20 protein-coding genes are annotated in these 22,353 nt (G+C 53.4%); 6 read left to right on the top strand and 14 right to left on the bottom strand.

The window, feature by feature from the left end; all coding sequences use genetic code 11:
- Positions 1 to 67: 67 nt before the first annotated feature.
- Positions 68 to 529: an Lrp/AsnC family transcriptional regulator gene (locus C8275_RS07290; RefSeq protein ID WP_022384275.1), complete on the bottom strand. Its 462-nt coding sequence runs from the start codon at positions 527 to 529 to the stop codon at positions 68 to 70.
- A 224-nt stretch (positions 530 to 753) separates the two neighbouring features.
- On the opposite strand from C8275_RS07290, the gene C8275_RS07295 reads away from it, so the two are divergent.
- The gene (locus C8275_RS07295; RefSeq protein ID WP_106484648.1) at positions 754 to 2,043 is read left to right on the top strand and encodes an O-acetylhomoserine aminocarboxypropyltransferase/cysteine synthase family protein; all 1,290 of its coding nucleotides are present in this window, start codon (positions 754 to 756) and stop codon (positions 2,041 to 2,043) included.
- Between the two features lie 622 nt (positions 2,044 to 2,665).
- Here the strand turns inward: C8275_RS07295 and C8275_RS07300 are convergent.
- Positions 2,666 to 3,562: a LysR substrate-binding domain-containing protein gene (locus tag C8275_RS07300; protein ID WP_022384278.1), complete on the bottom strand. Its 897-nt coding sequence runs from the start codon at positions 3,560 to 3,562 to the stop codon at positions 2,666 to 2,668.
- A gap of 10 nt (positions 3,563 to 3,572) precedes the next feature.
- Positions 3,573 to 4,160, bottom strand: coding sequence for a DUF6621 family protein (locus tag C8275_RS07305; protein WP_022384279.1), 588 nt, complete (start codon positions 4,158 to 4,160; stop codon positions 3,573 to 3,575).
- A 210-nt stretch (positions 4,161 to 4,370) separates the two neighbouring features.
- Between C8275_RS07305 and clpB the strand changes: the two genes are divergently transcribed.
- The 3 genes from clpB to C8275_RS07320 all read left to right on the top strand — a co-directional run bounded on the left by clpB (position 4,371) and on the right by C8275_RS07320 (position 11,425).
- On the top strand, positions 4,371 to 6,959 hold the full coding sequence (gene clpB / locus C8275_RS07310) for an ATP-dependent chaperone ClpB (RefSeq protein ID WP_106484650.1): 2,589 nt from the start codon (positions 4,371 to 4,373) through the stop codon (positions 6,957 to 6,959).
- Between the two features lie 496 nt (positions 6,960 to 7,455).
- Entirely contained in the window at positions 7,456 to 8,862 is a 1,407-nt protein-coding gene (gene ltrA, locus C8275_RS07315) for a group II intron reverse transcriptase/maturase (RefSeq protein WP_106484651.1), read from the top strand.
- 172 nt (positions 8,863 to 9,034) lie between these two features.
- Positions 9,035 to 11,425 carry a TonB-dependent receptor gene (locus tag C8275_RS07320; protein WP_106484652.1) on the top strand — a complete coding sequence of 797 codons (2,391 nt, stop codon included), beginning with the start codon at positions 9,035 to 9,037 and terminating at the stop codon, positions 11,423 to 11,425.
- Between the two features lie 109 nt (positions 11,426 to 11,534).
- Here C8275_RS07320 and C8275_RS07325 read toward each other — a convergent pair whose 3' ends face one another.
- Positions 11,535 to 12,131, bottom strand: a complete 597-nt coding sequence (locus C8275_RS07325; RefSeq protein WP_106484653.1) for a TetR/AcrR family transcriptional regulator — start codon at positions 12,129 to 12,131, stop codon at positions 11,535 to 11,537.
- A gap of 147 nt (positions 12,132 to 12,278) precedes the next feature.
- Here C8275_RS07325 and C8275_RS07330 point away from each other — a divergent pair, with 147 nt between their 5' ends.
- Positions 12,279 to 12,884, top strand: a complete 606-nt coding sequence (locus C8275_RS07330) for a YigZ family protein (RefSeq protein WP_022384283.1) — start codon at positions 12,279 to 12,281, stop codon at positions 12,882 to 12,884.
- 3 nt (positions 12,885 to 12,887) lie between these two features.
- Here C8275_RS07330 and C8275_RS07335 read toward each other — a convergent pair whose 3' ends face one another.
- The 8 genes from C8275_RS07335 to C8275_RS07365 all read right to left on the bottom strand — a co-directional run bounded on the left by C8275_RS07335 (position 12,888) and on the right by C8275_RS07365 (position 18,521).
- Positions 12,888 to 13,634, bottom strand: a complete 747-nt coding sequence (locus C8275_RS07335) for a YaaA family protein (RefSeq protein WP_106484654.1) — start codon at positions 13,632 to 13,634, stop codon at positions 12,888 to 12,890.
- A gap of 138 nt (positions 13,635 to 13,772) precedes the next feature.
- The gene (locus C8275_RS07340; protein ID WP_022384285.1) at positions 13,773 to 14,321 is read right to left on the bottom strand and encodes a 2-oxoacid:acceptor oxidoreductase family protein; all 549 of its coding nucleotides are present in this window, start codon (positions 14,319 to 14,321) and stop codon (positions 13,773 to 13,775) included.
- Positions 14,322 to 14,327: 6 nt separating this feature from the next.
- On the bottom strand, positions 14,328 to 15,092 hold the full coding sequence (locus tag C8275_RS07345) for a thiamine pyrophosphate-dependent enzyme (RefSeq protein WP_022384286.1): 765 nt from the start codon (positions 15,090 to 15,092) through the stop codon (positions 14,328 to 14,330).
- A gap of 15 nt (positions 15,093 to 15,107) precedes the next feature.
- The gene (locus C8275_RS14715; protein WP_022384287.1) at positions 15,108 to 15,281 is read right to left on the bottom strand and encodes a hypothetical protein; all 174 of its coding nucleotides are present in this window, start codon (positions 15,279 to 15,281) and stop codon (positions 15,108 to 15,110) included.
- A gap of 9 nt (positions 15,282 to 15,290) precedes the next feature.
- Positions 15,291 to 16,373 (bottom strand): 3-methyl-2-oxobutanoate dehydrogenase subunit VorB, encoded by a 1,083-nt coding sequence (locus C8275_RS07350; RefSeq protein ID WP_022384288.1) that lies wholly within the window; start codon positions 16,371 to 16,373, stop codon positions 15,291 to 15,293.
- Positions 16,374 to 16,384: 11 nt separating this feature from the next.
- Positions 16,385 to 16,609 carry a ferredoxin family protein gene (locus C8275_RS07355; RefSeq protein ID WP_022384289.1) on the bottom strand — a complete coding sequence of 75 codons (225 nt, stop codon included), beginning with the start codon at positions 16,607 to 16,609 and terminating at the stop codon, positions 16,385 to 16,387.
- Between the two features lie 10 nt (positions 16,610 to 16,619).
- On the bottom strand, positions 16,620 to 16,910 hold the full coding sequence (locus C8275_RS07360) for a tetratricopeptide repeat protein (protein ID WP_022384290.1): 291 nt from the start codon (positions 16,908 to 16,910) through the stop codon (positions 16,620 to 16,622).
- A 369-nt stretch (positions 16,911 to 17,279) separates the two neighbouring features.
- Positions 17,280 to 18,521 carry a DUF4468 domain-containing protein gene (locus C8275_RS07365; RefSeq protein WP_199881895.1) on the bottom strand — a complete coding sequence of 414 codons (1,242 nt, stop codon included), beginning with the start codon at positions 18,519 to 18,521 and terminating at the stop codon, positions 17,280 to 17,282.
- 129 nt (positions 18,522 to 18,650) lie between these two features.
- Here C8275_RS07365 and C8275_RS07370 point away from each other — a divergent pair, with 129 nt between their 5' ends.
- Entirely contained in the window at positions 18,651 to 19,628 is a 978-nt protein-coding gene (locus C8275_RS07370; RefSeq protein ID WP_106484656.1) for a glycosyltransferase family 2 protein, read from the top strand.
- Positions 19,629 to 19,779: 151 nt separating this feature from the next.
- On the opposite strand, the gene C8275_RS07375 is transcribed toward C8275_RS07370, so the two are convergent.
- Both C8275_RS07375 and C8275_RS07380 read right to left on the bottom strand, forming a co-directional pair.
- Positions 19,780 to 20,898, bottom strand: a complete 1,119-nt coding sequence (locus C8275_RS07375; RefSeq protein WP_106484657.1) for a PepSY domain-containing protein — start codon at positions 20,896 to 20,898, stop codon at positions 19,780 to 19,782.
- 23 nt (positions 20,899 to 20,921) lie between these two features.
- Positions 20,922 to 22,340, bottom strand: a complete 1,419-nt coding sequence (locus C8275_RS07380) for a DUF4374 domain-containing protein (RefSeq protein WP_106484658.1) — start codon at positions 22,338 to 22,340, stop codon at positions 20,922 to 20,924.
- Positions 22,341 to 22,353 lie beyond the last annotated feature (13 nt).

Raw genomic sequence — 22,353 nt, forward strand, 5'->3', positions numbered from 1 at the left:
AAGAAGGACTGACGTGAAAGCTCCCTGATTGCCATTCACACGACATCCACGTCCGGGCGGGATGCGCTCAGATGTGGATGCCGTAGTCGTGCTTTATCTCGTCCATCACAAATGTGCTCTCCAGCGAGCCCAGGCTGTCGATGGTCCCCAACACATTGAGAATGAACTCCTGATAGTATTTCATGTCCGGTGCATGAATCTTGAGCAGGTAGTCATAGCTGCCCGAGATGTTGTAGCATTCCGTCACTTGCGGAATGTCGCGGATGATGCGCGTGAATTCGTCGGCTATCTCCTTGTTGAGCCGGCGGAGCTTCACGCGGCAGAACACCACGAAGCCCCGGTGGAGCTTGTCAGCATCGAGCACCGCGATGTATTTTCTGATGTAACCGTTACTCTCCAGTCGTTTGAGGCGTTCAAAGACTGGAGTTGAAGAGAGATGCACGCAGGCTGCCAGCTCCTTGATGGTGAGCCGGGCATTCTCCTGCAAGGCACGCAGGATGGCGAGGTCGGTCTGGTCGAGTGTATCCATGAGAGAAAGAATATTATTCTGTTTGGGGAGTGTATTTTGTTCCGAAACAGAACGTGTGTTCTGTTCCTTCCTGCAAATATAGGATTGTTTTCCATAGATTTCCGGTTTCTTGTGAGATATTTCTGCCTGCTCTAACTTTGCATGCAGTAGACAGAGGGGCGGTCCTGTTGGTCTCGTGCCCTTCCGTCGGCTAATCTGACAACGTAATGAAAGGAGAATGAACGATGGAAAGAAAGAATTGGCATTTTGAGACTTTGCAACTTCATGTGGGGCAGGAGCAGCCCGATCCGGCAACCGGCGCACGGGCCGTCCCCATCTATCAGACCACCTCGTATGTATTCCGTGATTCCGCCCATGCGGCAGCCCGCTTCGGGTTGCAGGATGCCGGCAACATCTACGGACGGTTGACCAACTCCACCCAGGAGGTGTTCGAACAGCGGATGGCAGCCCTGGAAGGAGGAGTAGCAGCTTTGGCTGTCTCGTCCGGTGCGGCCGCCATCGCATACGCCCTGCAGGGGCTGACGTCTGCCGGCGACCATCTGGTGGCGGCGCAGACCATCTACGGAGGAACGTACAACCTGCTGGCACACACCTTCCCGACGTATGGCGTGACGACAACCTTTGTTGACCCTTCTTCCGCAGCCAACTTTGAGGCAGCCATCCGTCCCGAGACCAAAGCCCTCTTTGTGGAGAGCCTGGGCAATCCGAATTCCAACCTGATTGACCTGGAGGCTGTGGCGGAAGTTGCTCACCGGCACGGCATCCCCCTCGTGGTCGACAACACCTTTGGTACCCCTTACCTGATACGTCCGTTGGAGCATGGGGCGGACATTGTGGTACACTCGGCAACCAAGTTCATCGGCGGTCATGGCACTTCGCTCGGCGGAGTCATCATCGATGGCGGACGTTTTGACTGGGTGGCATCCGGACGTTTCCCCCAACTGACGGGACCCGACCCCAGTTATCACGGTGTATGTTTTGCCGATGTGGCAGGCGCGGCAGCCTATGTCACCCGCATCCGTGCCGTCCTGTTGCGTGACACCGGCGCCTGCATCAGTCCCTTTAATGCATTTCTGTTGTTGCAGGGACTGGAGACTCTCTCTCTGCGTGTGGAACGTCACGTGGAGAACGCGCTCCGTGTCGTGCGCTTCCTGTCGTCCCATCCGCGTGTGAGACGGGTAAACCATCCGTCGCTTCCCGACCATCCCGACCACGCCTTATACGAGAGGTATTTCCCACACGGGGCAGGCTCCATCTTCACCTTCGATATCGACGGAGGAGAGACCGAGGCACACCGCTTTATCGACCATTTGCAACTCTTTTCCCTGTTGGCGAATGTGGCGGACGTGAAGTCGCTGGTCATCCATCCTGCCAGCACTACCCATTCACAACTGTCACCCGACGAGTGTGCCGCACAAGGCATTCATCCCGGGACCATCCGTCTCTCCATCGGCACCGAACACATCGACGACCTGCTGGAAGACCTTCGTCAGGCTTTTGAAACTTTGGGTTGACCGACGGACGGGCATGAGGATGTCTGCCTTCCTTGTTCCGGTCTGCTTCCCGGAGAGGCAGGGTGAAAGCAGAAACCTCTGTTTGCCTGACGGAATGCATCGAAACGACCTTTTCTGCTAACTCGTACTTTTCAAAAATACGATGAACGAGAGAAGAAACGTGAATGATTGCAAACGAAACGCCCGGAAAAAGCCTTTGATTTTAGAAAACTATACATTTCGTTTTCGAAAAATAGACAAAACGTGCCCGGAACAATATTGTTTCGCGAGCCAAACAATATAGTTTGCCGCGTCAAACAATATAGTTTCATCCCCCAAACACGATTGTTTCGCGCCCGGAAGTCAAATCTTTAGAAAATGAAACGCAAAAATACCGGGTTTCACTCTCTGGAAGGACCTGCGTGTCAATAAATCGGATGGTAATAAAAGAATGTGCAATCCGCTACTATTTCTGGCCGTATGTTTTCAATGGAGATAAAAAGGTATCAAAAAGAGAGAATTCATGCAGATAGGGTATCTATCTGTATTTTGCGAATCGCTCCAGAATGCCCGTTCTGCTCACCGACTCGTCTTTTGGTGCGAAGAATGGGACTGTGGAGCGATTCGTTTGACATTTTGTCACTCACAGGTTCTTCCGTTCGTGCAGCGCAAAGTTCATGAAGATGGACGGGAGTCCCCCGTCTTGCCCCTGCAGGCGTGCGAAGCAGAATTCGCGGTTCATGGTGAGGTCCTTGATTTCGATGACACGGAGTTTCCCTGTCGCCAGTTCGTTGGAGATGGAGCGGATGGAGACGATGCCCAGACAGTCGGTACATTCCAGGAAATGCTTGATGCTTTCCGTGCCGCCCAGGTAGAGCAGGACGTTGAGGGCGGAAAGGCGGATGTTGTGGGCTGCAAGGGCTTTTTCTATCACGTCGAGTGTTCCCGAGCCGATTTCGCGTAGCACGAGTGGCAGCCGTTGTAGTTCGTCGAGGCTGATTTCCTCGGCGACAGCCAACCGGCTTTTGGTGCGCATCACCATCACCAGTTCGTCGTCGAGGAAGTGGGCATACTTCAGGCTTGGCAGCCGGGAGGAACCTTCGAGCAAGGCAAGGTCGATGCGGTGTTCCTGCAAGGCAACTTCCACTTCGCGCGAGTTCCCGTTGAACATGGAAACGGTGATGTGTGGAAATTTTTCAATGAATTGTGCAAGGAGGGGAGGTAAGACGTATTGGGCGATGGTCGTGCTTGCTCCCAGGCGTAGCTCTCCGCTGTATTCGTTGCGCAGCAGGTTCATTTCAAATTCCAGCCGGTTATAAGCTTCGAGAATGGCTTCGCAATGGTCCAGCAGCAGACGTCCGGCATGGGTCAGTTCGATACGGCTGCCCAGACGCTCGAAGAGACGGGTCTGATAGTGGTTTTCCAGTTCCTTGACATGCTTCGTCACGGCAGGCTGGCTGATGAACAGTTCCTGCGCGGCCTTCGTATAACTCAGGTTGCGAGCTACACAACAGAATACTTTCAGGCGGAAGTCCGACATGGCATGTATGTTATTCCAACTCTTCGGGACGTACACCCAGGGCATGCAGCAGGGAGTATCCCAGGTTGCAATGCCGGAAGGGGAAACGGGCAGCCTCGTTCGGGTCGATAGAGAAATGGCAGACTTCACGGTCCTTGGCTTCCTGCAGGGCTTTCACGGTCTCGTCGCCATATAACGCCATGTCTCCCACCAGGATAACCTGGCGTGTGCCCTGCGACACGGAGAGAGCCTGCGCAAAGTCGGCGACCATGGAATCGCTGCTCGTCAGGGCTTCCGTTGAAAAAGAGCTGAATGAAAATTCGCCCAGGTTACTGCGGAAAGCCACGCTGTGCAGCTCCTCGTTGAGGTCCGAGGGTTCACAGAAGGTGAGCTTCTGCAGGAGGTTCGGGTGGATGAATATCACTTGGATGTGGTTGTCGCCGGGACGGATGCCGGCATCCAGGGCAAGACCTTCAATCAGGGCAGGCAGGTCTGCCTTGGGCAGTTTCCGCTTGACGATGTGACTGAAGAAGTCCCTCATGGTGTGTCCTATTTTCTCCAGGTAGCTGGCATCAATCAGAATGACAATTTCGTCAGTTTTCAAATCTTCTTTCTTCATAACCTTAAATTATGGAATAAAGGTAGGAAATTCGGGCTTTTCAGACAAGTTTTCAACACCGAAATCTTTTGAGATGCCGTCTTCGGGGTGTCAAACTTGCAGTATAAAGTGCTGAAAATACGACATTTTGTCATTATTTTTCACTTGGCAAGGCGTTTGAAGTAAGACTAGCGTATTTGAAAAAGCAAAATAAAGAAAGGAGAACAAGATATGAACTTTAACAACTTTACCATCAAATCGCAAGAAGCGGTGCAGCAGGCTGTCAACATGGTGCAGAGCCTCGGACAGCAGGCCATCGAGCCTGAGCATTTGCTGGCAGGCGTGCTGAAGGTCGGTGAGAATGTGACGAACTTTCTCTTCCAGAAACTCGGCGTGAATGACCGGCAGATAACGACGGTGCTCGACAAGCAGATCGCTTCCTTGCCGAAGGTTTCAGGTGGGGAACCTTACCTGAGCCGTGAAGCGAACGAGGTCCTGCAGAAAGCTGTAGAACTGTCGAAGGAACTGGGCGATGAGTATGTTTCGCTGGAAGCCATCATCCTGGCTATCCTTCAGGTGAAATGTACGGCGTCGACCATCCTGAAAGATGCCGGAGTGACTGAAAAGGAGTTGCGTGCCGCCATCAACGAACTGCGTCAGGGACAGAAAGTGACTTCGCAGTCGAGTGAAGACACCTACCAGTCGCTGAACAAGTATGCCATCAACCTGATTGAGGCTGCCCGTACCGGGAAGCTTGACCCGGTGATTGGCCGTGACGAGGAAATCCGTCGGGTACTGCAAATCCTGAGCCGCCGTACGAAGAACAACCCGATCCTGATAGGTGAACCGGGTACCGGTAAGACCGCCATCGTTGAGGGACTTGCCCAACGTATCCTCCGTGGCGATGTCCCCGAGAACCTGAAGAACAAGCAGCTCTATTCACTGGATATGGGTGCGCTCGTGGCAGGTGCCAAATATAAAGGTGAATTTGAGGAACGTCTGAAGTCGGTCATCAATGAGGTGAAGCAGTCGGAGGGGAACATCATCCTCTTCATCGATGAAATCCACACATTGGTGGGGGCCGGAAAAGGCGAAGGCGCCATGGATGCCGCCAACATCCTGAAGCCGGCATTGGCACGTGGCGAGTTGCGCAGCATCGGTGCCACGACCCTCGACGAATACCAGAAGTATTTCGAGAAGGACAAGGCACTGGAACGCCGGTTCCAAACTGTCATGGTCGATGAACCGGACATTGCCAGCTCCATTTCCATCCTGCGTGGCTTGAAGGAACGCTATGAGAACCACCATCAGGTGCGTATCAAGGATGAGGCCATCATTGCCGCCGTGGAGTTGAGCAACCGTTACATCACCGAACGTTTCCTGCCTGACAAGGCGATTGACCTGATGGATGAGGCTGCCGCCAAACTCCGGATGGAGCGTGACTCGTTGCCGGAAGAGCTGGATGAAATCGAACGTCGGTTGAAACAGCTGGAAATCGAACGGGAAGCCATCAAGCGGGAAAAGGATGAAGACAAACTGGCCCAGCTCAACAAGCAGATTGCCGAGCTGAAGGAGCAGGACACTTCCTTCCGTGCCAAATGGCAGAGCGAAAAGGAACTGGTGAACCGGATTCAGCAGAACAAGAAGGAAATCGAACAGCTCAAGTTCGAGGCTGACCGTGCCGAACGTGAAGGCGACTACGGCAAGGTGGCAGAGATACGTTATGGCAAGTTGCAGGCTTTGGAGAATGAAATCAAATCCATTCAGGAAGACCTGAAACACAAGCAGGGCGACAATGCCATGATTAAGGAAGAGGTGACCGCCGAGGATATTGCCGACGTCGTATCACGCTGGACGGGAATCCCCGTGAGCAAGATGTTGCAGAGTGAACGCGAGAAGTTGCTCCACCTGGAAGACGAACTTCACAAGCGTGTCGTCGGTCAGGACGAGGCCATCCAGGCTGTGGCAGATGCCGTGCGGCGGAGCCGTGCCGGACTGCAAGACCCGAAACGACCCATCGGCTCGTTCATCTTCCTGGGTACGACGGGTGTCGGTAAGACCGAGTTGGCAAAGGCGTTGGCTGAATACCTTTTCGACGACGACTCGATGATGACCCGTATCGACATGAGTGAGTATCAGGAGAAGCATTCCGTTTCCCGACTGATAGGAGCGCCTCCCGGATACGTCGGCTATGATGAAGGCGGACAGCTCACCGAGGCTGTGCGGCGTAAGCCTTACTCGGTGGTCCTCTTCGACGAGATAGAGAAGGCACATCCCGATGTGTTCAACATCCTCCTGCAGGTGTTGGATGACGGACGTCTGACCGACAACAAGGGACGTACGGTGAACTTCAAGAACACCATCATCATCATGACGTCGAACCTTGGCAGTGCCTATATCCAGAGCCAGTTTGAGAAGATGACCGATGCCAATCGCGAACAGCTCGTGGAGGAGACCAAGAACGAAGTGATGAGCATGCTGAAGAAGACCATCCGTCCCGAGTTCCTGAACCGTATCGACGAGACCATCATGTTCCTGCCGCTGAACAAGGCACAGATCGAGCAGATTGTAGCCTTGCAAATCAAGGGCATCCAGAAGATGCTGGCAGAGAACGGAGTGACCTTGCAGATGAACGATGCTGCCATCCGCTTCCTGGCAAGTGCCGGCTACGACCCCGAGTTCGGTGCCCGTCCTGTGAAACGTGCCATCCAACGTTACTTGTTGAACGACCTCTCCAAGAAACTCCTGGCACAGGAGGTTGACCGCAGCAAACCCATCGTGGTGGATGCCGCCAACGACGGTCTGGTGTTCCGCAACTGACAGTTAGACTTATTGTGATAACCCCCAAATCCCCTTGTCTGTCATCCGAAAGGAGCAGGCAAGGGGATTCTTTTGTACGCTCGGCATGAGTATTAGCTAACGGGTGCAAGTCCCTAATGAGCCCTAATAGCGGGAATCATACAGCCAATAGCAAGGGTGTCCATCGTGAGGTGGAATCTGAAGGAAGCTTGCGGCAAACATCTGGTCTGACGAACAGAAACTTCATACAAGGCATATGACCGTGGGTAAGGCTGCAAAACAAGTCAAAGCCCTATAGCTATTCGGAACGGTTGGTGTAAATGAAGCGGACATAAGATGGAAAGTTAATACCCTTATCCGAGGAGGTCTCACGGACGCATGAGAATAGTGAAAAAAAATCGAAATCAGCGGAGTAAAGCTTGCCGTGAGAAGTCAGCAGATGTCATAGTAACAAACGTGTCGATAAGTTTGTGAAGGACAGAACTTTATTTAAGCGATAATAACTGAAAACTACCGTATGTGGGAACGAATGCACAAAACTGGAACTGAAGTTGTAGGCTGCCCTCAGAGAGCTAGGACGGAATCTGAATGGTATGGGGGAGCGCAGACCTGCATATGGATGGTTGAAGACAATGTCGTGGAAGTACCATTTGACAGAGAGCATCTGTTAGAATCAATTCTGACACCCGAGAACCTGAACAAGGCTTATAAGGCAGTAATCAGCAACAAGGGCTGTGGCGGTATCGACAAGATGTCATGTGATGAACTTCTCCCATGGCTTCTCGCTAATAAGAAAAATCTGATATGCTCTTTGCTTGACGGTAGCTACCGTCCTAACCCCGTCCTTAGAGTGGAAATCCCGAAGGAGAACGGCAAGATGCGACAGTTGGGAATACCGACCGTTGTCGACCGACTGATACAGCAAGCCATCAACCAAGTACTAACCCCCATCTACGAAGCTCAGTTTAGCCGAAACAGTTTCGGTTTCCGTCCGAGACGTGGCTGCCATGATGCATTACGCAGAGCGAAAGACATCGTCAACTCAGGTTACAAATATGTAGTAGACCTTGACCTCGAGCGATTCTTCGATACAGTATGCCACAGTCGTCTGATAGAAATACTGAGCCGTACAATAAAGGATGGAAGAGTGGTGAGTCTTATACACAAATATCTCCGCAGCGGAATCCTGAATCATGGTAAGTTTGATGCGAGCAACGAAGGCACTCCTCAAGGTGGTCCATTAAGTCCCCTGTTAAGTAATATCATGCTTAATGAACTCGACAAGGAACTAACCCGAAGAGGTCATCTTTTTGTTCGGTATGCTGATGATTCAATGATATTCTGCCGAAGTAAAAGTGCGGCGAAACAGACCAAGGAATCCATTACCCGATTCATAGAGGGTAAACTTCATCTTAGAGTAAACAAGGAAAAGACAACAGTCTCATATGTCAAAGGTGTCAAATACTTAGGTTATTCCTTTTATAACTCCAAAGGTAAATTTGAATTATACGTCCATCCCAAATCCAAAGCGAGGATGAAGTCCCGTTTGAAAGAACTGACAGGTCGTAGCAACGGAATGGGTTATGAACGTAGGAAACAAAAACTCAAGGAGTACATAAGAGGGTGGATAGGATATTACCACCTTGCCAACATGAAACGTCTTCTCCTTGAAACAGACGAATGGTTACGACGTCGCATACGAATGTGTATATGGAAATCTTGGAAAAACCCAAAGACGAGAATATCAAATCTGATTCGATGTGGAATCCCTAAGAGGAAAGCTTATGAATGGGGTTATACTCGACTGGGGTACTGGCGTATTGCTGACAGTTGGATAACACACAGTTCTATGACTAACGAACGACTAAAAATTGCCGGGTATCCAACCCTTTATGAGGAGTATCTCAAATGGTATCCTAAATAAAGAACCGCCACGTGCGGAACCGCATGCGTGGTGGTGGGAGAGGTCGGAAAACGAAAGTAGGAAGAAAATCACTTCGTTTTCCTCCTACTCGATTTTGTGAAAATCCTAATAAATGAGGATTGTCCGTCCGCGCTGCATGCACTTATTTTGCAGCATCAATAAACAAGTAAAGATGAATAGAAGAATACTGTTTTCAAGTTGTGTGTGTCTGGCTGTGGCAGGAGTGCAAGCTGCACCTGCCGACCGCGATACGACCAAGGTAGTCAATGTGGAAGAGATTGTCGTTGTGGCATCGCCCAAGGAGAACACGACCTTCCGCCGTCAGGCATTGTCGTCGACCATCCTTTCGCGCGAGCAGCTGGAGGCCGACCAGGTGACATCCATCAAGCACCTCACGGGGCTGGTACCTAACTTCTATATGCCCGATTACGGTTCCAGACTGACCTCTGCCATTTACATCCGCGGCATCGGTTCACGCATCAATACGCCCGCTGTCGGGCTGTATGTGGACAACGTGCCCTATCTCGATAAGTCAGCCTTTGACTTCAATACCTATGATATTGAGCGCATCGACGTGTTGCGTGGTCCGCAGTCAACCCTTTACGGACGCAATGCCATGGGCGGACTGATCCGTGTCTATACCCGTAACCCCTTCCGCTATCAAGGCACCCAGCTTTCGTTGGGTGGAGCCACCGCCAACAATTCCTATCGTGCTTCACTGACGCACTATCACCGCATCAGCGACCGCTTTGCTTTCTCGGCAGGTGGCTTCTATGAGGGCGCACGCGGCTTCTTCAAGAACGCTTACCTGGACCGTTATGCCGACCCGTTGCAAAGCGGAGGCGGACGTATGCGTGCCATCTGGTTGCCTACGGAGAACTGGAAGCTCGACTTCACTGCCAACTATGAGTACAGTGATGAAGGAGGCTATGTCTACGGCCTCTATCATGAAGATACGGGCGTGACTGACCCCGTCAGCTCAAACGAGGAAGGCAAGTACCGTCGCGGCCTGTTCAATGCCGGACTCTCGGCAACCTATCAGGGCAACAACTATATCTTCAACTCGGTGACCAGCTACCAACGGCTGGATGACCGCATGTACATCGACCAGGACTTCACTTCGAAGGAGATTTATACCCTTGAACAGAAACAGCGGCTGAACGCCCTGACGGAAGAGCTTTCGCTGAAGAGCCTGCCCGGCAAACGCTGGCAGTGGGTGACCGGTGCATTTGTTTCCTATCAGAATATGCGTACGAACAGTCCCGTGTTCTTCCATCGCGACGGTATCTCCATGCTGGAAGGGATGCTTAACGGAGTCTTCTCGAACATCCACGGTGCTCCTCCCATGAGTATCGACATCACGAGTGAAGGCATGCCGGTCTATTCCAACTTCCGTACGCCGGTGACTGACCTGGCTCTCTTCCATCGGTCTACCTTCAACAACCTGTTGGTTGACGGACTTTCGCTGACCGTAGGTCTGCGTGTCGACCACGAACGCCTCTCGATGGACTACGATGCCAGTGCGGCAGCCAGCTATGCTTTTAGCATTGCGATGGGGCGGAATCCATTGGCACTTACTTTCGACAACAGTTCGTATGCGATGGGAGGAAAGTTGAAGAATCACTACACCCAGCTGTTGCCCAGCTTCTCGCTGAAGTATGATTTCAATGCGGACAACAACATCTATGCGACTGTCAGCCGTGGTTACCGTTCGGGCGGATACAACATCCAAGGCTTCTCCGAACTGATACAGACAGGACTGAGCGGTAGATGGATGACGGAAGTGAAAGAAGGATGCATCGCCATGGTAGACCAGATGGACAAAATTCCGGATGCTATGAAGGAGAAAATCAAGAATACCATTGCAGGCAGTATGCCTCCGGCTGTAGAGCCAGATGTGGCAGCTTCCTACTATAAACCCGAATACACTTGGAGTTACGAGGTCGGTACCCACCTGACCCTGTGGAACGGCAAGCTGCATGCCGACCTGGCTGCCTTCTGCATGGATACGCGTGACCAGCAGATTGCTCGCATGACACGTTCCGGACTGGGACGCTTGACCGTCAACGCCGGACGCAGTCGCAGTGTGGGTGCGGAAGCCGCTTTGGCTGCACGTTTTGACCGCCACTGGAGCATGAACGCCTCTTACGGCTATACACGCGCCACGTTCACCGACTATAAGTCTACATTGGATTCCGACGACAAGCAGTTCATCGACTATTCAGACAACACGGTACCTTTCGTACCCCGCCATACACTCAATGTGGGAGCTTCCTATTCTATGTTCCTGAAGAGCGATGCATTGCGGCAGATCACCTTTCATGCCGGTTATACGGGTGTGGGTGAGACCACTTGGAATGAAGCCAACACGATGGGACAGGGATTCTACGGGACTTGCAATGCCAACATCCAGTTGCGTACCAAGGTGTGTGACATAGACCTGTGGGGACGTAACCTGACGGACCGCTCTTATCACACGTTTGGCATTGAGAGCATGAGCCAGTGGTTCATGCAGCCCGGCAAGCCGCGTCAGTTCGGAATTGACCTGCGCTTCTCCATCTGATAGAGCATTGTTACAGAGAAGTTGATTTGATTTTATACACTTAACCACAAAGATGCCCAAGGTCCTCATCGGAAGGAATACCCCTTCCTGATGGAGGACCTTGGTGTTTTTACAGGCTATGGCTGTGGGTTGCCTGCCAGCTCTCTCCGGTGAGACATTCCCGGAGGATGGACTCATAGTCTTTCGGTTGTATCTTCTGCCGGATAATCTCCTCGAACAAGGCAAACATCCATGCAGTATGAAGCCGGTTGTAGAATCCGGAGATGGTATCCTTGCCGTCAGTCCCTGCGGGTGATTGTGGCAGGAGGGTGCTGTATTGCCGGGAGACCCTCTCCTTGTAGTCGTCCAGAGAGGAGCCTTGTGCGCAGAAGAACAACAGCTTCAGTTGGGTGCGGTGCTTGCTGAGCAGGGCCGTGCAGTCCCTGATGATTTGTTCCGGGTCATTTGCTACCAGTGTCTGTGAGTCGCCGGGTTCCGTCGTGTCGGGATGCAGCCGGAGCATCTGTTCGAGAGTGGTGATGGCAGGGCGTACGATGGTACAGAACAGGGCATCCTTGCTGGGGAAATAGTTGTAGATGTTACTCAGGCAGATGCCCGATGCACGGGCAATGTCGCGCATGGATGCCTTCTGGAAGCCTTTCCGGAGGAAGATGGCTCGCGAGGCGGTGAGCAGTCGCTTTTCAACAGAATGTTTCAATGTCTGCATGACGTGTTCTTTTAACGGTCGGATGCAAAAGTAGGAGCTTGACCGATGCGTGTCAATACCTAAAAATGGTGATATTGCCGCCCGCCAATTGTGTATTGGCGATTGGAATTGTAATTTTGCAGACAGAATCCCGATGTGAAGATAATCATGGAAGCAGACGAATACAGAACCATTGCCGCTCCCTCGGAGGCCATCTATACGGAGAAAAGAAGCAAGTTCATCGCCATCGCCCTGCCGGTGCGTACGGTGGAGGAGGTGAAGATGCGCCTGGAAGAATATCAGAAGAAATATTACGACGCACGCCACGTGTGCTATGCCTACATGCTGGGGCATGAGCGGAAGGACTTCCGTGCAAACGACAACGGAGAGCCTTCGGGTACGGCAGGCAAGCCCATCCTCGGGCAAATCAATTCCAATGAACTGACCGATGTGCTCGTCATCGTGGTGCGCTATTTCGGTGGCATCAAGTTGGGGACGAGCGGACTCATCGTGGCCTATCGTACGGCAGCTGCTGAGGCGTTGGCTGCTGCTGCATTTGTCGAACGGACGGTGGACGATGAGGTGGAAGTCCTTTTTGAATATCCCTTTATGAACGACGTGATGCGAGTGGTGAAGGAGGAGGAACCCACCATCGTCTCGCAGACCTACGACATGGACTGCATGATGCGTCTACGCATCCGTCGGTTGTCCATGCCACGCCTGCGTGCCCGGCTGGAGAAGGTGGAGACCCTCCGTTTTGTTGACGGGGAGTAGGCGTCAGAGGGTAAACATCCCGGCATCGTCGTCCCAGCGGAAGCCTTCCCAGGTAAAAGCCTTCAGAGCCTCCGGATCGGTGATGCGCCCTTTGAGCAGGTAGCGTGTCATCTCTCCGCGGCACATCTTGGTGTAGACCACGATGCTCCGCAGCTTGTTCCCTTTCCATACGCGGAACTCCGGTGTGATGACCTTCACCTCGCGGCAGACACGTTTCCAGTCGAACAGTCGTTTCATCTCCTCACTGGCAAGATTGACCAGTATGCCATCGTCGGCCTTGACGCGCTCCAGCAGGAGACCGGTCAGCCGGGACTGCCAGTAGGCGAACATGCTTTGTCCGCCGTTGTCGGGCAGCACGGCGTCGCCTTCCAACCGGTAGTTGTGGATGAGGTCCAGTGGACGCAGGAGTCCGTAAAGGAAAGAGGTGATGTTCAGGTGTGCCTGCGCATAGCGGAAGTCGTCGGCACTGAAGTCATCAGGAGCAATGCGCTTGAACACGATGCCCGTATAGGCAAGCAGTGCCGGAAGTTGCGGATTGTCTGCATCGTGGAAATGGCGGTAACGCAGCTGGTTCTCCGACGCAATCTGTCGGTTGACGCGCAACAGTTGTTCCACCTCCTCGGTGCTGAGTGAGGCAAGTTGCAGAGCCAGTAGCGACGCTTCTGTTTCAAACGGGGGAAGGGTAGTGAGGGGGACGGCAGTCCCGGTGCTGTCTGCCATGGTCTTGGCACAGGATAGTAGTATTTGCATGACGATTGGGGCTAAAGAGACATCTCTCGTGAGCGAATAAAAAAACACCGACGACGCGGATTGCACAAGGAAACAGGTTGCTGTGTAGTCCGCGTCGTCTGCGTCTATTGGAGTCGGGACAAGTGTCCGTCGGGTTGCTTATTCATGTTCCCGGATGATTTCCATCCCCTTGCGGATGGCTTCCTCGTTCATCGGGATGAGGTGATGGTGGCGTTCGGGCAGTGTCTTGCGCAGTCCTTTCAGTACCGATTCGATGGACACCATCGGACGGAGTTTCAGGAGTCCGCCCAGCACAATCATGTTGAAGGCTTTCATGTTGTTCATCTCGGCAGCTGCATCCATGGCGTCGATACGGTATACCTTGATGTCCTTACGCGTCGGCGGCTGGCTGATGCCGTATCCGTCGTAGATAATGGTTCCACCCGGCTTGACCTTGCTTTCAAACTTAGCCATGGAGGGCTGGTTGAGGATGATAGCCGTGTCATAGGTGCTCAGGATGGGCGACGAGATGCGTTCATCGCTGATGATGACCGTCACGTTGGCAGTACCGCCACGTTGCTCCGGACCGTATGCCGGCATCCAGGTCACTTCCTTTCCTTCCATCAGGGCCGAGTAGGCGAGTATCTTACCCATCGACAGCACACCTTGTCCGCCGAAGCCCGATATGATGATTTCTTCTGTTTTCATAGTGTTTTACTCCTTATCTTTTAAGTCACCCAACGGGTAATAGGGGAACATGTTCTCTTCCATCCATTTGTTGGCAGCCACAGGCGACATCTTCCAGCCCGAGTTGCAGGTTGCCACAATCTCGACGAGGTTGGAGCCTTTGCCGTTCATGGAGTTTTCGAATGCCTTTCGAATGGCTTTCTTGGCTTTGCGGATGGCGGCTACCGTCTGAACGGACTGACGGGTCACGTAGGCGGTGCCTTCCAGCGTAGCGGCAATTTCTGTCATGTGGAGGGGATAGCCGTGGATTTTCGCGTCGCGGCCATAGGGACAGGTAGCGGTCTTCATGCCCATCAGGGTGGTCGGTGCCATTTGTCCGCCCGTCATGCCATAGATGGCATTGTTGATGAAGATGATGGTGATGTTCTCGCCACGGTTGAGCGCATGGATGGTCTCTGCCGTACCAATGCAAGCCAGGTCGCCGTCACCCTGATAGGTGAACACCAGGCGGTCGGGCCAGAGACGCTTGATGGCAGTTGCCAGGGCAGGTGCACGTCCGTGTGCAGCCTCTTGGCAGTCGATGTCAAGGTACTTGTACATGAACACGGCACAACCTACGGGCGATACGCCGACGGCTTTGTCTGCCAGGCCCATCTCTTCGATTACTTCGGCAATCAGTTTGTGCACCACGCCATGGCTGCAACCCGGGCAGTAGTGCATCGTGTTATCGTTAAGGAGAGTCGGTTTCTTGTAAACCAGATTCTCGGGTTTGATGATGTCTTCTCTTGTCATAAGTCTTGCGTTTTTTTACTTGAAACGTATCATGCGCATCACTACTTCCGTCATCTTGATGGCGAGTGACACACCACACGCATAGTAGAACGGTTGCGGGCTGTCTACGGCAAAGTAGAGGATGATGGTAACAACCGTTCCTATAATAAATAAGAGGTTGAGCAGGTTACGGATTTGCTGTTTGTCCATAAGCGCAGGTTACTTCATTAATTTCTCTTTGAGAGCGGTGACCACTTCGTCGGGAGCAGGCACGATGCCGCCCATGCGTCCGAAGTATTCCACCTTCACGCCGTTGTTGACAGAGAGGCGCACGTCTTCAACCATCTGTCCGGCATTCAGCTCGACGGTGAGGATGCCCTTCATGTGGTGTGACAGACGTTCGATTTCTTTTGACGGGAACGGCCACAGGGTGATGGGGCGCAGGATACCGACCTTGATGCCCTCTTCACGTGCCAGCTCAATGGCTTTCTGGGCGATGCGGGCGCAAGAACCGAAGGCGACGATGAGGTATTCGGCATCCTCGCAGGCGATTTCCTCGAAACGTACTTCCTTCTCGCTGATTTCCTTGTACTTGGCCTGCAAGTGGATGTTGCGTTGCTCCATGATGGCGGAGTCGAGTTCGAGCGAGGTGATGATGTTCGGTTCGCGGGTCTTGGGCTTTCCGTTGGCAGCCCAGGGGCAACGGGCGATGACTTCCTCGTCGGTGAGTCGTTTACGCTGTTCGGGGAGGACGACTTTCTCCATCATCTGACCGATGACGCCGTCAGAGAGAATCAGTGCCGGATTGCGGTATTTGAATGCCAATTCGAAGGCGAGGTCGACAAAGTCAGCCATTTCCTGAACCGACGAGGGAGCAAGGACGATGAGGCGGTAGTCGCCGTGTCCGCCACCCTTGGTGCTCTGGAAATAGTCAGCCTGGCTGGGTTGGATGGTTCCCAGACCGGGACCTCCGCGCATCACGTTGACGATGACTGCCGGGAGTTCGGCTCCGGCAATGTAGGAGATGCCTTCCTGTTTCAGGCTGACACCGGGGCTGGAGGAAGAGGTCATTACTTTCTTCCCGGTGGCTGCTCCACCATAAACCATATTGATTGCAGCAACTTCACTTTCTGCCTGAAGCACGACCATGCCCGAGGTTTCCCAGGGCTTCAATTCTGCAAGTGTTTCGAGGACTTCCGACTGTGGAGTGATGGGGTAACCGAAATAAGCGTCTACACCGGTACGGACTGCGGCGTGTGCAATGGCTTCGTTACCTTTCATGAGTACAACATCTTCTGCCATATAGTTAAAATTTAGATTTTTGTTTTATATACAGAAATACACCCGTCCGGGCAGACAATGGCGCACGAAGCGCAACCTATACACTTGTCCTCCAATTGCATCGAGAACGGGTATCCTCTCTTGTTGACCTCTTTTTGGGAGAGACCTAAAATTTTCACCGGGCACGCCACCACGCACAGGCCGCATCCTTTGCAGCGTTCGGTGTCGACGACTATCGCCCCTTTAACTGTTGCCATAAAAATTACTTTATTGGTTGTACATATCCTTGTTATAGAACTCTAAGATATCCATCGCCATGGCGCGTGCCTGGACGGCAGGACTTTCGGGATTGAGTGCAATGGCCTCCAGGTAGTTGTTCAGGGCCATTTGCCAGTCTCCCAGTTTGCGGTAAGCATTGCCACGCAGGTAGTAAAGTTCGTCGGCTGCTTCCGGGGAGGGGACAGCCAGCTGTTCGTCGAGGTGGTGGATGGCTTCGTCCACTTTTCCGGCATCCAGCAACGCTTTCGCAATATTCACATTTTCGTTTGTTTTGTGCATATCAAACCTGTTTTGCTGTCACAAAGATAGTTTTTAATTTGAGAATACCTACTTTTTAGAGGTTATAAATTGTACATTCTGTTAATAATCTCAAATGGAAAGAGCTTAATATACGGCTTAATACACAACATGACAGTGTTTTAACCAGGAAGGTCAGAATGGTTGTAAATGAAACTATTATTTGTCTTTTTGTTGTTTCCTCCTGGCTCTGAAAGGTTGCTGTCGTGCCGGGAACGGCATACAAAAAGCACGAAGACACCGTGTGCAGTTTCAGGCAACAGGCTGTCCTGTTTCTCGCTGTGTCTTCGTGCTTCTCTTCCCGGTGCCGTGGCTGAGACGGTACGCGGATGTTGGAGAGTCCGGAGGGGGTTATTTCATCCAGACACCGATGATTTCACCCACGAACATTTCCGTCTGTTTGTTGGGGTATTGGGCTTTCACGGCTGCGTCGGTGACGGACGACGGGGTCAGCAGCTGGGTGGCAATCTTCTTGCACTCGATGATGAGCCATGCCTCGGCAAAAGCCTTGCTGCCCGAAGGAGTCGTGATGGGGGTCAGCTTGCTGCCGGCTACCTTGTTCCCGTCGCGTCCGGAATGGGTACCTACATATTGGATGGCATCCTGATAGGCAGGTGTATAGAATGACAGCGTGTAGGTGTCGTTCTTCTGCATGATGCCGTAGGTGTAGCGGGAGGGGTCGATGAAGCAGTAGGCGACGGGTCGGTTGAACAGGTTGCCCAGTCCGCCCCATCCGCCTGCCATGGGGTTGAAGAGTTCGTCGTTGCCGGCAGTGATGATGAAGGCATCGCTGATGAGTTTCACGGCATTGCCGGGAATCTGGTCGGGGTTGACCTTGCGGAATCCTTCCATGCCCTGAGCAGCGGAAGCAGCCTGTGCGGGTTGTGCATTGTTGACGACAGTCGTGACGACGGGGGTAGCAGGTGCGGTCGTGGGGACATTGACGGTCACAACCTTGTCATTGGTGGTCACACCGGAAGTGGCAGGAGTCTGTTGGGCTTTTGTCACGGCGGGAGCAGCCTGTACGGCGTTCTTGCCGATAGCATTTTCGATGTCCTTGAACAGCTGGTCCTTGAAGTCGATGGTCTTTTCACGGAACTTGCCGACGACGCGTGCCAGCTTGGTCTTCTTCTTGTTCAGTCCGAACTCGTCGGTGATGAGTTCCTCGGCACGGTAGCGCACACCTCCGTCGCGTGCCTCGTCATACCAATAGCGGATGCGGCTCAGCTCCACGGTACATTCACCCGCGGCGCACTCCACGCGGCACTGGTAGTAGATGCGTGTACGGTCCAGCGACAGCAGGCTGGAGGAAAACACCAGATATTCTTCTCCGATGGCTCCCAATTCACCGTTGGCCTCGTTTTGGGTGATGAGCTTGTTTTGGGGGAACTGGTCCGTGGGCTGGAACTTGCCGTTTGCCCACATCAGAAGAGCCTGGTAAAGTTCTTTCTGGGAGAGGGAGGGGGCTTTGAAAGTTTGACGGAAGGTCACATAGCCGTCTTCCACGGGGACAGCTCCTGCCAAATATTTGGCATCATCCTGCGCCCAAAGCAGTGAAGGGAGCAGACATAAGAGAAATAGAATCTTTTTCATAGTGTCATACATTTAAATCAGTAGCGCAAACTTATGCTTTTTTCGCTATAATTCGTCCCCCGGTATTGAATTTTTAAGAATATAGCTTACTTTTGTGCTATCGGAAACATACCTTATATAATATACACCATGCATGAATCAAAATTGATTATAGTGGTCCCTTGCTACAACGAGCAGGAGATGCTGGACTACACGACCGATGAACTGCTGAAAGTCATAGACCGCCTGCAGCAGGACGGGAAAATCGGGACCGGAAAGATTCTGTACGTCGATGACGGCAGCAAGGATGCCACCTGGAGCATCATCGAGCGTCTGACCCGTCGGCATGAGGCTGTCTGCGGACTGAAGCTGGCTCACAACGTGGGGCATCAGAATGCGCTGTGGGCAGGACTGGAATGGGCGTCGCTTAATGGTGACGTGTCGATTTCCATCGACGCCGACCTGCAGGATGACACGCGTGCCATCGACGAAATGGTGGATCGGTACAATCAGGGGACGGACATCGTCTACGGGGTGCGCAAGGACCGGCAGACCGACTCCGTCTTCAAGCGGCAGACCGCACTGATGTTCTACCGGCTGGTACGTAACCTGGGCGAGGAAATCATCTACAACCATGCGGACTTCCGTCTGATGAGCCGACGGGCGTTGAAGGCACTCATGACCTATCCCGAGCGCAACATTTTCCTGCGTGGCATGGTACCCCGCATCGGACTCTCGACGGCGTGTGTCTACTATGACCGCAAGGAGCGCATGGCAGGCGAGTCGAAATATCCCTTCTCGAAAATGTTTGCCCTGGCGATGGACGGCATCACGTCGTTCTCGGTCCGTCCGTTGCAGTGGATTTACATTGCCGGGTTCATCATGGTCTTTCTTGCCTTGGTCGCCATCATCTATTGTTTGGGGGTCTATCAGTTCAGCGAGGTCGTATGGGGGTGGACGTCCATCCTGATATCCATCTGGTTCATCGGTGGCGCCACGTTGGTCTCCATAGGCATTATCGGTGAGTATGTCGGCAAAATCTATCGGGAGGTGAAGCGCCGTCCCCGCTACTTTGTCGAGAAGATTGTCGACGGGGAGGAAGAACAGCAGATGGGGCGCGACTTTTGAGAAACAAGGATTCGTATCCGGAAATACAAAATGCAGGAGGGTGTATCGCGATGAACGATGCACCCTCCTGCATATAATAAAGGTATGCTTCTTGACACACCTTCTTCCATACATTTGCGTTTGGCAAATCAATTACTTGTGTCCCCTTCCGTCAGGCATGATGCACCTTCTTCGGGAAGACGCGGCGGAACCACAGGTAGTAGCCGGTGATGGGCAGTGCGGAGGCGAACAGGGCTGCCAGGCAATAGAGGATGCGCGTCAGCCAGCCACCCCAGGTGCCGGTATGCACGGCATAGATTTGCCCCCTGATTTTTGCGGAGGCAGGCAGGTCGGCGTATGGCGTGAAGGTCGTCAGCTTGCCCGTGGAGGGGTCGAACTCATAGCGGTCGCCGCCCATCGTGTTGCCGAACCGGTTGAGAACGACGGTGGTTGTACGGTTGGCATTGATGCTGATTTGCCGGTTCTCCGGATTCCGGGCTGCCAGTTCCTCATAGACCGTCTGCCAGGCAGCGTAGGTCTCTGCCCGGTCCCGTCCTTTCTGCTTTCCAGCGGAAGCCGACGGTCCGTGTCCGCTGCCTTGCGGACTACTTGCACCGAAGAGGGCATGGAAGCCGTCGCGATACCAGTCGAACGACCAGGTCAGTCCGGTGAGTGTCATGCAGAGCAGCAGCAGGCAGGTGTAGACTCCCACGGCGACATGGAAGCTGTAGCAGAACCGGCGCAACCCGTGTGCCCGGGTCACCTTCAGGCTGTTGCGCAATGCCTTCTTCGTGCGGGGCCACCACATGAGGATACCCGAAAGGATGACGAAGACGAAAGCCAGCGTAGCGGTTCCCACAATGACCTTCCCCCAGTAGATGCCGCCATTGTCGGGACGAATGCCCAGCAGCCAGCGGTGCAACTTGAACATGGTGAAGAAGAAGGGGATGCGCTTGTAGGCTCCCTTCATCTCGCCGGTGTAGGGGTCGACGAAGACCGACGCATGATGAGGCTTGGACAAGTTCACCTGGTAGGTGCGGGCAGGGTCGGGATAGACGGTGATGCCCGTCACCTTGACCTCATCGGGGAGGGTAGAGGCTATCTTCGCCGCGATGTCGCCGACCGGCATCCGGTGGTCACCCACGGCTTTCACCCGGTAGAGGTCGGCATACATCCATTGGGTGAATTCCTTTTCGAAGGCAAGGACTGCCCCCGAGAAGCAAACCAGCGTCAGGATGATGCCGAAGGGGAGGGCGAGCCACAGATGGAGTTTCTTTGCAACTTTTTTCATGAGGAATGGGATTCAGAGGTTCGTCAGTCGCCCAGCTTGCCCACACCGTCGAGTGAGGTCGCTTCCACGACGAGACCCTTGGTGGCCTTGGCGGATGCCGGGGTAATCTTGTAGATGGCGAGGTGGCTGCTTGCCGTGGTCACGCCGATGTAGGCATTGCCGTTCTCCATGTAGGGGATGCTGCTGAAGCCGGTGATGTCCTCGGGCAGACCATCGACGTATGCCAGATTGCCGTTGGAGACGTTGAACACGGCGAGCCGGTTGCCTACAGGCTTGGATTCGGTCAACGGACGGTCGTACATCAGCATGAGGAAGTAGTTGCCGCCGATGTACCATGTGCGGAGGAAGGAGAGACCGCCGGTCTTCTCTTCGATGTTGTAGTAGTAGTTCCGGTCAAACTCTTCCGCTTTCGTGTCGATGCGCACCACGCCTGCCGGCAGGGTGGTCTGCTGACGCTTGTCTGTCATGGCCTTGGCATAGCTCGGCGAGAACACATAGACGTAGCCGTCATCGGCAGCCCATGTCATCTGGTAGTACTGCGACTTGAATCGTCCCGCAGCATAGCTGATTTTGTCGGTCTTGATGTTCTTGTGTTGGGTCAGTGTCTCGTCGGTGAAGATGGACACCCAGCATTCGTTGGGGTATTGTGTCCATTGCAGCTCGTCCTTCTTGTAGGAGCTGCTGCCCTGTCCGCCGGCTTCCTTCTTGATGAGGTCTTCGTTGCCGGGGAGCACCCACTTGTAGCTGCCGTCCGCGTTCTTCTGCATGCAGCCGTACTGGCTCAGTCCCATCGGGACGGCTGCCGCATAGAGCTTCTTGCCCACCTGTTGCAGACCGGCGAGTGTGACGAACTCACCGTTGCCCAGGAAGTTCTCGGCGAGGAACGGGGTGGAGGCATTCACCTTGTTCGACGTGTAAGTCTGTTTCTCCACATCGAGGTAGGAGATGAGGAACGATTTGGGCAGATAGCCGTTGGCATCAGCCAGCTCCTTCGGGCCGTTGCCGCTGGAGGTCGTCATGATGTAGCCGTCATAGAATCCGTAGGTGGTGAAGCGGTTGACGTTGTACTCTTGGGTACGCTTGGTGATGTTGTGGTCGCCATCCATTACGAACGACTGGGTTGTCCCGGCGTTGCCCTGGTGGTAGTTGAGCGCATAGAGGTATTTGTTCCCGTGGAACAGCCAGTAGGTGGCGCCCTCGTTCACCAGTCCGTTGCCGACGGGGGAGACCGTGCCGCTTTCCAGCGATTCGACGGGCAGCAACAGGTGCGCTTCCGTTCCGGCGGAAGGTTTCACGGTCGCAGCAATCACATAGGAACCCTTTTGGTTCTTGTCCGGAGTCTTGCTGTCGTCGATGGGATTATCGTCCGAGCAGGCAGTCAGTGTCATACCACCGGCAACCAAGGTTGCAAGGATGCCGGTCAACAAATAGTTCTTATTCATAATTAAGGGATAT

This window comes from Bacteroides sp. Marseille-P3684 (assembly GCF_900291465.1).
Taxonomy (GTDB): Bacteria; Bacteroidota; Bacteroidia; order Bacteroidales; family Bacteroidaceae; genus Phocaeicola_A.

Coding starts and splice junctions, on each gene's coding strand:
- C8275_RS07345 (WP_022384286.1), bottom strand. CDS start 15,092: ATGACAAGAGAAGACATCATCAAACCCGAGAATCTGGTTTACAAGAAA.
- C8275_RS07305 (WP_022384279.1), bottom strand. CDS start 4,160: ATGAAGAAAGAAGATTTGAAAACTGACGAAATTGTCATTCTGATTGAT.
- C8275_RS07320 (WP_106484652.1), top strand. CDS start 9,035: ATGAATAGAAGAATACTGTTTTCAAGTTGTGTGTGTCTGGCTGTGGCA.
- C8275_RS07290 (WP_022384275.1), bottom strand. CDS start 529: ATGGATACACTCGACCAGACCGACCTCGCCATCCTGCGTGCCTTGCAG.
- C8275_RS07355 (WP_022384289.1), bottom strand. CDS start 16,609: ATGGCAACAGTTAAAGGGGCGATAGTCGTCGACACCGAACGCTGCAAA.
- C8275_RS07340 (WP_022384285.1), bottom strand. CDS start 14,321: ATGAAAACAGAAGAAATCATCATATCGGGCTTCGGCGGACAAGGTGTG.
- C8275_RS07380 (WP_106484658.1), bottom strand. CDS start 22,340: ATGAATAAGAACTATTTGTTGACCGGCATCCTTGCAACCTTGGTTGCC.
- C8275_RS07335 (WP_106484654.1), bottom strand. CDS start 13,634: ATGCAAATACTACTATCCTGTGCCAAGACCATGGCAGACAGCACCGGG.
- clpB (WP_106484650.1), top strand. CDS start 4,371: ATGAACTTTAACAACTTTACCATCAAATCGCAAGAAGCGGTGCAGCAG.
- C8275_RS07325 (WP_106484653.1), bottom strand. CDS start 12,131: ATGCAGACATTGAAACATTCTGTTGAAAAGCGACTGCTCACCGCCTCG.
- C8275_RS07370 (WP_106484656.1), top strand. CDS start 18,651: ATGCATGAATCAAAATTGATTATAGTGGTCCCTTGCTACAACGAGCAG.
- C8275_RS07375 (WP_106484657.1), bottom strand. CDS start 20,898: ATGAAAAAAGTTGCAAAGAAACTCCATCTGTGGCTCGCCCTCCCCTTC.
- C8275_RS07330 (WP_022384283.1), top strand. CDS start 12,279: ATGGAAGCAGACGAATACAGAACCATTGCCGCTCCCTCGGAGGCCATC.
- C8275_RS07360 (WP_022384290.1), bottom strand. CDS start 16,910: ATGCACAAAACAAACGAAAATGTGAATATTGCGAAAGCGTTGCTGGAT.
- C8275_RS07300 (WP_022384278.1), bottom strand. CDS start 3,562: ATGTCGGACTTCCGCCTGAAAGTATTCTGTTGTGTAGCTCGCAACCTG.
- C8275_RS07350 (WP_022384288.1), bottom strand. CDS start 16,373: ATGGCAGAAGATGTTGTACTCATGAAAGGTAACGAAGCCATTGCACAC.
- C8275_RS14715 (WP_022384287.1), bottom strand. CDS start 15,281: ATGGACAAACAGCAAATCCGTAACCTGCTCAACCTCTTATTTATTATA.
- ltrA (WP_106484651.1), top strand. CDS start 7,456: ATGTGGGAACGAATGCACAAAACTGGAACTGAAGTTGTAGGCTGCCCT.
- C8275_RS07295 (WP_106484648.1), top strand. CDS start 754: ATGGAAAGAAAGAATTGGCATTTTGAGACTTTGCAACTTCATGTGGGG.
- C8275_RS07365 (WP_199881895.1), bottom strand. CDS start 18,521: ATGAAAAAGATTCTATTTCTCTTATGTCTGCTCCCTTCACTGCTTTGG.